Consider the following 12,584-nt stretch of genomic DNA (forward strand, 5'->3'; position numbering starts at 1 on the left):
CCCCCCTTCCATATCAAACTTTCATTTTCGGATCTAGTGCATCACGTAATCCATCGCCTAAAAGGTTAATGCCAAGTACAGTTAATAAAATACAAATTCCTGAGAATGTCGCCATTTGAGGATTTAACACTAGAAAATCTTTTCCATCTTTCAAAATACTTCCCCATGAAGCTGTAGGAGGTTGGATTCCTAATCCTAAAAAGCTCAGTGCTGCCTCAGATATAATTGCCCCAGCAGTACTCATCGTGCCGTAAACAATTAAAGGCGCCAGACAGTTTGGTAAAATATGACTAAAAATAATACGTGTATGTGTAGCACCTAATGAATGCGTTACCTCAATAAACTCTTCCTCTTTCACACTTAATACTTGTCCTCGAACAAGTCGTGCAAACCCTGGTATATTGGCAATACCAATGGCCACAATAACATTCACTAAACCTTGACCTAGCACTGTCATTAAAGTGATTGCTAATAAAATGAATGGGAAAGCAAACAGACCATCCATTGTGCGCATGATGACAGAGTCTAAACGACCTCCAAAATAACCTGCAACTAATCCAAGTAATGTGCCAAATACTGCTCCAAACAGCACCGCAGCAATACCAACAACCATTGAAATTTGCGTACCATAAACTAAACGGCTAAACAAATCACGACCATAATTATCTGTACCGAGTAAATGCCCCTCTGTATTCATCGGTAAAAATGATTTTCCAACAGTCATTTCATTCGGCGAATGGGTTGCAATTAACGGAGCAAAAATGGCTACAATCGTCATCATTGCAACTATTATTAAACCGATTGTCGCCAATTTGTTTTTTAACAACTTTCGTAGCAATGTATTTTTCTTTTGATTGTCATTTACAATTGCTTGAACCATATTTACTTTTTCCTCCCATCTGATTCTAGATTTACTTTTGGATTTACAACTTTATATAAAACATCAACAACTAAGTTAATAAGTACAAAGATGAAAGCAATAAAAATTACTGTTCCTTGTACAACTACAAAATCACGCTTATCAATAGCATCTACAATAAGTCGTCCCATACCTGGCCAACTAAATATAGTTTCGGTTAGTACGGCACCACCGAGTAAATTTGAAATTTGCATCCCTAGTACAGTTAAAATTGGTGTTAAAGCATTTTTAAATGCATGCTTACCGATAACTAAATATTCTTTAATTCCTTTCGAACGTGCGGTTTTAATGTAATCTTGCGAAATAACCTCAAGCATACTTGAACGTGTAATACGTGCAAATGTCGCCATCGGAATAGTAGCTAAAGCAAATGCTGGCAAGATTAAATGTTTCATAAATTCCCAAAGTCCATCATCTAAATTACCCATCCCCGTAGCTGGTAGCCATCCGAGGTTGACACTAAAGAATAGAACTAACATAATCCCTAACCAAAAGATTGGCATAGAAACACCAACTAAAGATACGAGCATTACTGCATAATCAATCATTGTATTTTGTTTTCTTGCTGCTAATATTCCAGCTGGAATCCCAATGACTACTGCAATTAGTAGCGCTGCCAAAGCTAATATCACTGTATTAGGAAATCTTTCTACAATGAGCCCAATGACAGATTCACTATAAGAATAGGAATATCCTAAATTAAGCTGCGCTAAGTCTGCTACATAGGAAATAAATTGTGAAGGGAGCGATTTATTTAAACCTAACGTTTCTCTTAAATTCTCTACATCTTCCACACTGGCTTGGGGTCCAAGCATTACAGACGCTGGATCACCAGGTATCATCCTAGTAATAATAAAAACAATGATTCCTACTACTAGGAGTGTGGGAATGAGGTTAAACAACCTCTTTACAATAAATGAGCCCATTATTCCAAGACCTCCTTTTCATTATTTGAAACAGTGATTCATATTGTGAATAATCAAATAGTACACCTCACTAACTTTGTTTGTAAATACTTTTTTCAGAATTTTTATAATTTTATATTTACTTTTGGTTTACATTTGTGCTACTTTTATGTCGAACCTATATTTCGAATCAATGGTTCATATTGTGAAACAACAAACAAGGAGGCTAGCAAGTATGAAGCGAATAAATGTAAAAAGATTCTTACTACTATTGTTATTAACTTTAATAATTGGTGTATTAGCTGCTTGCGGTGGCGGTAAATCAAATAATGGGAGTTCATCTGGAGAAAAAGATGGAGAAGCTACATCTGGTGGGACATTAAATGTCGGACTTTCCGCAAATGCAAAAACATTTGACCCTATAAAATACACAGGGGTTTATGAATCACAAGTAATGCGCCAAATGGCTGACACTTTAGTTGTTTACAACAAAGATTTATCGGATATCATTCCTTCATTAGCAACGGAATGGAAAGTATCTGATGATATGTTAGTCTATACATTTAAGTTACGTGAAGGCGTTAAATTCCAAAAAGGTCAATACCAAGATGGCCGTGAAATGACTGCTGAAGATGTGAAGTATTCATTAGAGCGTTCTGCAAAAGAATCTGCCATGAATCGTTTAAGCGGTGTAACAGAAGTAAAAATAATTTCCGATCATGAGGTTGAAATTCATTTAGCATCTCCGAATGCCGCTTTACTAGCCATGCTAACGGATGCAGGTAATGTCATTATTCCAAAAGAAGAAGTTGAAGGCTGGGGAGATAATTTCTCTGAGCATTTCATAGGGACAGGTCCTTTCCAATTAACTGAATGGAAAAAAGACCAAGAAGTCAAACTAGTGCGTAATGAAAACTACTGGGGTGAAAAACCTCACATTGATAACTTAACAATGAAATTTATCTCTGATCAAAACATGATGACAAATGCATTACGTTCTGGCGATATTGATATCGCTATGGATGTAAAAGGTCAAAACCGTGAAATTATTAGTCAAGATAGTAATTTAGAGCTTTTAACAAATCCAGGTTTATCAATTGTCTATCTTGATCTGAACAACAAGGTAGGCCCAACAGCCGATAAGCGAGTGCGTGAGGCTATCTATAAAGCAACTAATGTAGAGGAAATTATCTCTGGTGTTAACCAATGGGGTGGCGGTGATGTTTCTTATTTACCTCTACCACCAGGCTCATGGGGTTATGATAAGTCTTTAACGGAATTAGTACCAACTTACAATCCTGAGGAAGCGAAAAAAATATTAGCTGAAGCTGGATATCCTGATGGTTTCAAAACTGAAATTTATGTATCACAGGCACGTGTACCTTATGCAACTATTTTCCAAAGTCAATTAAAGAAAAACTTAAACATTGACGTTGAAATTAAAGTTCTTGAGTGGGGAACTTACAGTGACACAGTAGCTAAAGGGAAAGCACCAATGAATATTGGTGGTTGGACTTGGTATCCGGATCCATACTTCTTCCTATATCAATTGTTCCACACAAATCAAATTGGCGCTTTAGGTAATGGTAAAGGCTATAGCAATCAAGAAGTTGATAAATTATTAGAACGGGCTGTATCTGAAACAGTTGTTCAAGAAGAACGTGCAAAACTATATCAAGAAGCTTTAAAACTTATTTTAGCTGATGTTCCACGAATTGAATTAGAGGCAACACAAACAGTGGCTGGTATTAACAAAAAGGTAAAAGGCTTTGAGGTTTCTGCAGATAACTCCCTACAAATCGTACATCCAAACGGCACAAACGTTTCAATTTCTAAATAACTTAGCAAGAAAAGTGGAGATGCAGATCTCCGCTTTTCTATTCATATGGAGGGAATTTAACGATGACTCGTTATATAAATGGACTCGTTTTCAATTCTGAGACTCGTAGTTTTGAAAAAAGCAATTTTCAAGTACATGGACAATATTTCAAACAATCGAATACCTTTGAAACAAAAATCGATTTAGATGGTTATTACATCACTCCCGGCTTTATCGACAGCTGCTCACAAATTGGACTAGCTGAAATTGGTATTCGCTGGGAGGGTGATGATAGTTTTGAGTTTGAATCAAATATACAATATTCAGTCGTAGATGGAATATATCCGTTTGATACCGCATTTAAAAAAGCAATTTCACATGGCGTCACTTCATCTCATATTGTTCCCTCTCCTAAAAGTTTGATTGGCGCGAAAACAGCAATTATACATCACACCCATACAACTGTTGATGAGATGGTAATAAAACAAGGTGTCGCCTACTCCTTTTCAATTGGTCAAAATGCCAAAAGTACGTTTTTTGCCGAGAAGAAAAAGCCATTGACTCGTATGGGTATTGCTAAGATTATGAGAGAAACACTCCAACAAATTAAAGAGCAGGAGCCTCTAATTCGAAAAATTGTGGTACGAGCACATAAAGCTGTCGATATCGAACTAATTGTCCGCCTACAGCAAGAATTCGAATTTGATTTCCATATCATCCATGGCACTGAAATCCCGCTTCTAGAGGATCCATCATTGAATACAGTTATTGCAGGCCCTACATTCCGTCATATTGAGCATAACGAAATGATGGCACTGTCACCCAAATTATATAAGCAGTTTGCAGCAAATAGCATTCCATTTGTATTGTGCACAGATCATCCCATAAGTAATGCAACTCATCTAGCACTTGAAGCCTGTTTAGCGGTTCGTGAAGGATTATTACGTCAGGATATGGTTTATGCGTTAACGACTGGTGCAGCAACTTTCCTTGGAATAGAACATATAACAGGTTCCATTAAAGATGGTTTACTAGCTGATTTTGTTGTCTGGAATAAGCATCCTTTAGATTTAGATGCAAAAGTTGTTGCCACTTTTATTAAGGGTAAAAAAGTATACGCATGGGAAGAGGAAATGACAAAATGATTATTTATCATCATGCAAAATTTATAGCAGTAAATGAACAGAATGATATCTTTGAACAGCTATGGATAGAAGATGGTCGAATTGACTATGTAGGGCCTGCTAGAGAGATCCCTGACAATGCTGAAGTAGTTGATTTACATGGAGCATTTGTGACACCAGGTTTAATTGATATTCATGCACATGTTGGTACGTGGGCAGAGGTTACTGAGGATATTAATGATGCCAATGAATATAGCGAACCGTTCACCCCCCTCATGCACGCTTTGGACAGTGTAGATATTCGTCACTTTTCTTTTCAGCATGCTCTTGAAGGTGGCGTAACTACCGTTCAAACGGGGCCAGGAAGTGCCAATGTCATCGGCGGGATTTGGAGCATATTAAAAACTGCGGGTCCTACACTTTCTTCAAGACTACTAGTTGAGCGTAGTGGCTTAAAGGGCGCTTTAGGTGAAAATCCTAAAAATGTTTTTGGCAATCAATATAAGCGTAAGCCTATGACACGTATGGCAATTGCTCAATTATTACGCGATGGCTTCCAACGTGCCGCTCGTCTAAGTAAAGAAGAAAAAACAGAGCATGTAAAACATAATTTAGAGTTACGTCCATTTATCGAGGTGCTACAAGGCGAAATGCCACTGCGTCTTCACTGTCACCGAGCAGATGATATTATGACTGCGATTCGTATTGCAAAAGAATTTAATGTACAGCTACATTTAGAGCACTGTACGGAAGGACATATGATTGTTGATGCTGTGAAAGCTAGTGGATTTAATACAACTATTGGGCCCTATATGCTGACACCATCAAAATATGAAACTCGTAATTCAACACCAGCAATCGCAAAAATTTTTAAAGAACACCATATTCCATTTGCTATTATGACTGACCATCCATTTGTACCAATTCAATATTTAAAGTATTGTGCTTCTGAGGCAATTCGATATGGATTAGATGAAGAAACAGCATTAAGAAGTATCACCATTAATGCCGCTAAACTTGTACAGCTCGATCATCGAATCGGCTCTCTTGAGGAAGGCAAAGATGCAGATTTCGTAGTTTGGTCTCATCCTATTTTTGAAACAGAAGCGAAAGTGCTACAAACCTATGTGAATGGTAAAAAACATTATGAAGCGGAGTGAAAAAAATTGGTGGAATCAAAAATCGCAATCGTCACAATTGGTCAAGCACCTCGCAAGGACATGGCCGCGGATATCAAACAATTAGAAAATGCTGGTTTACATGTCACAGAATTTGGTGTACTTGATTTACTGACGTCTTCAGAAATTGCAGCACTTGCTCCAACCAGTGAAGATTCAGATGTTTTAGTAACTCTTCTCGCAAATGGTGAGCAGATACAGCTAAGTAAAAAAAAGCTGATGCCTTTTATTCAGAAACGAATTTATGAACTTAAGGAATTTACTTGGGTTTTACTTATGTGCACAGGCGATTTTACTAACACATTATCTGGCAAAAATCTATTACTTCCTGACCGCATGATGACCTATTTAGTAAGAGGCATGAATGCTGATTTAACGCTCGGTTTGATTGGACCTGAGCCCGAGCAGCAAATTAGCGTTGCTGAGAAATGGCAAAAGTCACGATTTAATGTAACATTTGAGGCTAGTTCTCCTTATCGTTTTAACGAACAAGATTTATTGGCAAAGGCTAAGTCATTAGAAATACGCGGTGCCGAATTACTTATATTAGATTGTATGGGTTACTCTACTGCCATGAAAAATGTGATTAAAAACAAGCTTAGTATTCCTGTCATAGTACCACGAGAAGCTGTCTTTACTATTTTAAAAGCTATTTGTTAAAAGCAAAGGAGGGTCACTGAATTTTTTCAGTGACCCTCTACTTTTAGACACGTTTGTTGAAGTAAGGAAGCTGTTCCACAAATGCCTTTGTATCCGCATCCCCATATTCATGGACAAGTGCATAGATTTTTTTTAATCGCAAATCAATTTCATCATTTTCTCTATCAAGATGATATTGTATATATGGCAATTGTGCACGCCATGCATTCGAAATTTCTAACAGCTGCATTTGCTGAAAAATCTTTTCAAAGACGTCTAATGCTTGGCGATCTATATTGAGTTCAAAGTTCCACGGACCTGCATATGGATTTGTATAATACGTTCTATTGGCAAGTGAAAAATATACACGCTGACGCTCCATCTCTACAAAACACTCCTTTTTCCATAGTATGGAGGTAAAAGTGTTGTTTTATTCGCTGGAATGTCAAACTTCCTTCACAACTAAGTGAGATTATCTAATTTATAATAGATATGATGAACAAGGAACGGAGTGAATGCCATGAGTTTAATCACGCTTTTAGTTGTAGCAGCGATCATCGTTATTTTAGTAACGGTCGCGACTATTTTCAGTGTCAATCGTGCGTATGCTTTTAAACATACAGTTGATGACAAACCTAAGCAAAGCTTTCATCAAAATGATGACTAGTTCAATTTGTACATTTTTCACAGAGATTCTTTTATAATATTATTAACAAATAGAATTTGGAGTGAACGCAATGGGAGTACCATTACCAATAATAATTATGATTGCCATGATGATGCTAATGTTTGGCGTTTCTGTCATTGTCCTCTTGAAGAAAAAAGGCAATTTCTTTACACAGACTATCGATGCTAAGCCTGAGCAGGTCAACCCTCAACAAAAGGATAAACAAATATGAAATATCCCTTTATTTGGCTCATTAAGTTTTACAGAAAATTTATTTCACCGATGACGCCACCATCCTGTCGCTTCTATCCTACATGCTCGTCATATGGACTTGAAGCTTTTCAAAAGCACGGTGCAATTAAAGGGTTAATTTTAACCATTACGCGTGTATCTAAATGTCAGCCATTCCATCCTGGTGGCTTTGACCCTGTGCCTGAAAAATGGCCTTCGAAAAAGAATTAATTTTCGAAGGTCATTTTTTCTTGTACTTTTTATAAATGTGCGTTATTATAGAAACTGTTCTAAAAATTAAATCGTAACGATTACTATTTGAAAGAGGTATACTATAAGATGAAAAAAGTATTTTTGTTATTTTTAGTTGCAGTTCTTGCCCTATTCACTGCTGCCTGTGGGGATAAATCATCAACATCCAAACAGACAGAGACAAAGGATAAATTATCAATTTATACAACTGTCTATCCATTAAGTTATTTTGCACAACGAATTGGTGGCGATTTTGTAGAGGTTTCTTCTATTTACCCTGCTGGCGCCAATGAACACACATTTGAGCCAACACAAAAGGATATGATGAATTTAGCAGATGCTAATATATTTTTCTATATTGGCTTAGGGCTAGAAGGCTTTGTTGAAAATGCCAAAAAAACTCTAGCCAAAGAAGATGTAACAATGGTTGCAACAGCAGATCAAGTTTCAGATGAACAATTAGCTGTGAGCACTGGTCACACACATGATGATGAAGAAGAAGCACATCATGATCATGAACATGCTACAACTGAAGAAGAGCATAGCCACTCTGAAGACGAGCATGGACATGATGATCATGATCACGGTAATGTAGATCCACATGTTTGGCTATCACCAATTATCAGTCAAGATTTAGCACTTTCCATTAAAAACACTCTAGTTGAAAAAATGCCAGAACAAGAAGCTACATTTACAGCTAACTACGAGGCACTGGTAAAAGAACTACAAGATTTAGACAACGAGTTTAAAGCAATGGCTAATAAAGCGCAAGAAAAGACGTTCTTCGTATCACATGCAGCATTTGGCTATATCGCAGGTCAATATGGCCTAAAGCAACTTCCAATAGCCGGTTTAAACTCACAAAATGAGCCTTCTCAAAAGGAACTAACGGCAATTGTTGATAAAGCAAATGATTTGCACATTCACTATATTTTATTCGAGCAAAATGTCTCTTCTAAATTAGCCGAGGTCATCCAAAAAGAGGTTGGAGCAGAGTCGCTTGTCTTGCATAATTTAAGCGTTTTAACAGCGGATGATGTTAAAAATAATGAAACTTACTTCACCCTTATGAAGAAAAATATTCAAACTTTAGATACTGCTTTAAACGCTCACAAATAAATGAGTAAGGAGGTGCCCCGAAATCGTATGGGACACCTCCTTTATTATGACGTACTTTTCTTGTGGCATTCGTTTTTCCATTCTATAAATACTCGTTAGCCTTTTTTTCTTTTGCACAGCATGATGTGTTATCTTTCGGTTACCCTTTACTTGGGCTACATTACTTTCTAAAATGATAGGCTCCCATTCATTTAGTTTCAACTGAACAGAATTATCGCTTTTATTACCTTTTAAAAGCTGTGTAGGCTGTTTTATTATTTGTTTATTTTTAGCTAAAATGAACTGCCCTTTATCAAAGGTAAAATGACTATCCAACATTGGTTTTGTAAGAACTTCAACCTTACTCGTTTTTTGTAAATCAATATAGGCTTCGCTTGTAGCAGCTGGGAAACTTGCATAGTCCCAAGAGTGATCCTGTGCTAATTGGCGATCAGACACTAAAAAATAATTATAACGCACCTCACCCTTACGATCAGGCAATGGATCATCCCATGTAACGTCGATATGATACCATGCATTATCAAGCTTCACTAAGACCCAAGCATGTAGTTGTTCCCCTACTTTTCCTGGTACATATTGTACCTCAAAGCCTAGCATCTCTAGCATTCGATAAAGCACTAGAGCATATGCCTGACAGACTCCCTTGTTTTCCGTAAGCAATGTGTAGGGAGAATATTGACTTCCTTTCGTTTCCTTTGAATATTCAGTAGATAGAACGATAAAATCATGTGCAGCCTGTATTTTTTGCAATTCACTTAGTCCATGCATAGGTGCAATAATATTCGTCAAAGACTGTTCTACAAATGCCTCCTCTTCCTGAGAAATATGATAAGTAAACTCAAATCTAATGACAATATTATTGGTATAGCCTTCATATTTCCATTTAAAACTAGAAAGATTGGCGTAAACATATGGATCTTGAATAGCATGTTTAATTAGCTCTGATAGTTCATCTTTTATTTCGGACGTATTACCAGTATAACGAATGTCAAATTCAGTAGATAATTGCATGACTTGTTTTTGAATTAGATGTTGTAGTGTTTCTATTGAATTAGCAGTTGCAATATTCTTTTCTTCATAGTTTGCGAATACTTGCACATGACTCATTTGTAGAGCGAATAATATAATGACAACATTATATATATATTTTCTCATATGAGTCATTCTCCTTTACTAACTAGTTTATGCCTTTCATTTCTTATTATGTTAATGAATGATTAATTTAATCCTAAAAGTTTACTAAAAATGACTTATCGATTATGCCTCGGCATAACTGCGTCCAGAATCGGCTTTGTGCTTGCACAAAGCACTCCTTTCCGATTCCGTGACATCCGCTGAAAGAAGTTAAAACGAATAAAGAGGTGGAACAAAAAGAAAAATGTTAGACCAAGATATAATCGATCTAACATTTTTTTGATTTAAATGGGGAAATTCACTTTGATGAAGCAGAAAAGTTATTATCTCTTTTCGCTATTTTTCTAAATAAACGAGTTCTGTCCCAGCCTCTGCATAGTGTTGAAAAAATGAAATTAAATAAAGTATGGTTCTTCTGCAAAACGAGGGGTTGATTTCCGTTCCGACTGGGCGCTTTGTTGCTGTCGCTTTGCTTTCGCACAGATAAAACATTGTCGCTGACGCTACGCTTTAAAACATTGTCGCTGACGCTTCGCTTTCGCACAGAAAACATCCGCTGCGCTGCAGGGTCTCATCTGTGACTCTGATCAAAGGCACTGAAAAACTAAAGAAATTCATTTTTTATATTATAAATCTATCTTTTGTTGGATTTAGAAACTCAAAAAAGTCGATTTGCATCACATTTTTGTGGCAAATCGACTTTTTCAGTGTCCTCGACGCTGATCCCCGAGGGGTCGCCCAGTCGGAACGAAGATCAACTAATTCACTTAGCATATCACTCTAATATAGTGATAAAAGCGAAACTTCAGTATCAAGTTTTTTGTTCGAAACCGAAGCAGTAATAGCAGATGTACAATCACCCAACTGCTATAAGTCACTTCTGTTCGATGATGGAAAGTAGCTATATCGTTCACTTTTGAAACGCATAAATTTTATAAAAGTTCTACACTATTGTTGATTGGAGTGGAAGGCTACTCGAGTGCTCCTGTCGCAGAGCAAAGTGAAGCGGCAGCAACAAAGTGAGTAGCCTGGAACGGAAATCACTCTCATTTAAGCGCCTAAACATTCATAAAGGTTTGCTTTATCATTTTGTTATTAGTTTATTAATTTTCTACGAAGTAGCTTATTGGCACCGTTTCGAGGAAGCTCGTCCGTAACAATAATTTCTTTTGGTATTTTATATTTAGCGAGCTTCTTTTGACAAAATGCCTGTATTTGCTCTACTTGTACTTGTTCTTTTAATACAACAAAGGCGATTGGTACCTGGCCCCACTCATCATCATCGATGCCACATACTCCCGCTTCCTTGACTGCAGGATGAGTAAGTAACACATTTTCAATTTCAGCAGGATAAATATTTTCGCCACCTGAAATAATTAAATCAGCCCGACGATCAATAACAAACAAATAACCCTCTTCATCCATATAGCCAATATCACCAGTATGGAGCCAGCCATCAATCGTCACTTCTTTTTCGGCAAAACGGCCAATATACCCTGGTGTTACATGTGGACCACGTATGCAAATTTCTCCTTCACCATTGGCATTCGGCTCAGCAATGCGAATTTGATTAAAAAATAATGGTTTTCCCGCTGAACCAATTTTCTGCATCGCATCTTCATTTGCTAATGTTGCCGTTTGTGACGAAGTTTCAGTCATCCCATACGTTTGAGCTACAGCTAAATTTAATGCATGAGCTCGCTTTAAATAATCCACTGGCACAGGTCCACCACCTGCTAGCATCATTTTAAATTTCGATGAGGCTTGTGCATTTTTTTGTTCAAGTGTATGTAGAATTCTTTCTAATGTCACTGCAACCACAGACATATGTGTGACATCGCCATCGATAATATTTTGTGAAATGGCTTCTACATCAAACTGATCATATAAATGCACTTTATTGCCATACAATAGCGAGCGCACTAAAATAGAAAAGCCGCTAATATGAAATAAAGGCACTGCACATAGCCAAGCATCATCAGCCTGCAAACCTATATTAAGAACTGAGGCTGTTGCACTTGCCTGATGATTGCCAACTGTTTGACGAACACCCTTTGGAAAGCCAGTCGTACCAGATGTATACATAATCGATGTTGTTTGATTTAAAGACCATTCTTTCGTAATATCAATAGCCGATTCTGTACTTTTTTCTATAGCAGAAAATAAATGACAAGTCGTATGTAATGGTAATTTTTCTACATCCTCATCTGCAATTAATACTGCCGCTGCCTCTGAATCCTCTAGCTGATAGGCTATTTCAGCCTGTGATAGCCTACGATTTAGCATGACCATTTCACATTGTAAATGCATACATGCGTACATCGTGATGACAAGGGTAGGCTTACTCGGCCCCATTATTGCAATACGGTCTCCTTGCTTAATTCCTAGTGCTGTTAGTTGACGTGCTCGCTTTAAAGATAAATCATTTAATTTTTGAAATGTCCAAGTTTGTCCATTATATGTTAAACCGTTTCGTAACGGTGTTAAATACGCTCGCTGTAAAATCCAATTTGGATACATCTGTTATCCCTCCGATCAACCTTAATCTTACCGCTTCATCGTAACATTCGTCTATCCGTCGCTCTTACAATTCTTTC

General features: G+C 37.1%; 14 protein-coding genes. 8 read left to right on the top strand and 6 right to left on the bottom strand.

Annotated elements, in window-relative coordinates; translation table 11 throughout:
- Positions 1–13: 13 nt before the first annotated feature.
- A complete protein-coding gene (locus tag FJQ98_RS22200) occupies positions 14–880 on the bottom strand; it encodes an ABC transporter permease (RefSeq protein ID WP_053592868.1) in 867 nt (288 codons plus the stop codon).
- Between the two features lie 2 nt (positions 881–882).
- Entirely contained in the window at positions 883–1,845 is a 963-nt protein-coding gene (locus FJQ98_RS22205; RefSeq protein ID WP_053592869.1) for an ABC transporter permease, read from the bottom strand.
- A 214-nt stretch (positions 1,846–2,059) separates the two neighbouring features.
- Between FJQ98_RS22205 and FJQ98_RS22210 the strand changes: the two genes are divergently transcribed.
- From FJQ98_RS22210 to FJQ98_RS22225, 4 genes are all read left to right on the top strand, one after another.
- Positions 2,060–3,664 carry an ABC transporter substrate-binding protein gene (locus FJQ98_RS22210; RefSeq protein WP_053592870.1) on the top strand — a complete coding sequence of 535 codons (1,605 nt, stop codon included), beginning with the start codon at positions 2,060–2,062 and terminating at the stop codon, positions 3,662–3,664.
- Positions 3,665–3,726: 62 nt separating this feature from the next.
- A complete protein-coding gene (locus FJQ98_RS22215; RefSeq protein WP_053592871.1) occupies positions 3,727–4,788 on the top strand; it encodes an amidohydrolase family protein in 1,062 nt (353 codons plus the stop codon).
- Entirely contained in the window at positions 4,785–5,927 is a 1,143-nt protein-coding gene (locus tag FJQ98_RS22220) for an amidohydrolase (RefSeq protein WP_053592872.1), read from the top strand. The genes FJQ98_RS22215 and FJQ98_RS22220 overlap by 4 nt, the downstream gene beginning before the upstream one ends.
- 9 nt (positions 5,928–5,936) lie before the next feature.
- Positions 5,937–6,605: an AroM family protein gene (locus FJQ98_RS22225; RefSeq protein WP_241774479.1), complete on the top strand. Its 669-nt coding sequence runs from the start codon at positions 5,937–5,939 to the stop codon at positions 6,603–6,605.
- A gap of 43 nt (positions 6,606–6,648) precedes the next feature.
- Here FJQ98_RS22225 and FJQ98_RS22230 read toward each other — a convergent pair whose 3' ends face one another.
- Complete coding sequence (locus FJQ98_RS22230) at positions 6,649–6,966, bottom strand: hypothetical protein (RefSeq protein WP_053592873.1); 318 nt, start codon at positions 6,964–6,966, stop codon at positions 6,649–6,651.
- A 138-nt stretch (positions 6,967–7,104) separates the two neighbouring features.
- Between FJQ98_RS22230 and ytzI the strand changes: the two genes are divergently transcribed.
- From ytzI to FJQ98_RS22250, 4 genes are all read left to right on the top strand, one after another.
- Positions 7,105–7,251: a YtzI protein gene (gene ytzI, locus FJQ98_RS22235; protein ID WP_143114586.1), complete on the top strand. Its 147-nt coding sequence runs from the start codon at positions 7,105–7,107 to the stop codon at positions 7,249–7,251.
- Between the two features lie 70 nt (positions 7,252–7,321).
- On the top strand, positions 7,322–7,483 hold the full coding sequence (locus FJQ98_RS22240; RefSeq protein ID WP_198926831.1) for a hypothetical protein: 162 nt from the start codon (positions 7,322–7,324) through the stop codon (positions 7,481–7,483).
- On the top strand, positions 7,480–7,713 hold the full coding sequence (gene yidD, locus FJQ98_RS22245; protein WP_053592874.1) for a membrane protein insertion efficiency factor YidD: 234 nt from the start codon (positions 7,480–7,482) through the stop codon (positions 7,711–7,713). Before FJQ98_RS22240 ends, yidD begins: the two co-directional genes overlap by 4 nt.
- Before the next feature lie 108 nt (positions 7,714–7,821).
- Positions 7,822–8,853 carry a metal ABC transporter solute-binding protein, Zn/Mn family gene (locus FJQ98_RS22250; protein WP_053592875.1) on the top strand — a complete coding sequence of 344 codons (1,032 nt, stop codon included), beginning with the start codon at positions 7,822–7,824 and terminating at the stop codon, positions 8,851–8,853.
- Here the strand turns inward: FJQ98_RS22250 and FJQ98_RS22255 are convergent.
- The 3 genes from FJQ98_RS22255 to FJQ98_RS22265 form a co-directional block, all read right to left on the bottom strand.
- Positions 8,836–10,008: a transglutaminase domain-containing protein gene (locus FJQ98_RS22255; protein WP_053592876.1), complete on the bottom strand. Its 1,173-nt coding sequence runs from the start codon at positions 10,006–10,008 to the stop codon at positions 8,836–8,838. The two genes, FJQ98_RS22250 and FJQ98_RS22255, sit on opposite strands and share 18 nt — an antisense overlap.
- Before the next feature lie 315 nt (positions 10,009–10,323).
- A complete protein-coding gene (locus FJQ98_RS22260; RefSeq protein WP_158002957.1) occupies positions 10,324–10,479 on the bottom strand; it encodes a hypothetical protein in 156 nt (51 codons plus the stop codon).
- 603 nt (positions 10,480–11,082) lie between these two features.
- On the bottom strand, positions 11,083–12,507 hold the full coding sequence (locus FJQ98_RS22265; RefSeq protein WP_053592877.1) for an o-succinylbenzoate--CoA ligase: 1,425 nt from the start codon (positions 12,505–12,507) through the stop codon (positions 11,083–11,085).
- Between the last annotated feature and the right edge of the window lie 77 nt (positions 12,508–12,584).

The sequence above is a fragment of the Lysinibacillus agricola genome (genome assembly GCF_016638705.1).
GTDB lineage: Bacteria > Bacillota > Bacilli > Bacillales_A > Planococcaceae > Lysinibacillus > Lysinibacillus agricola.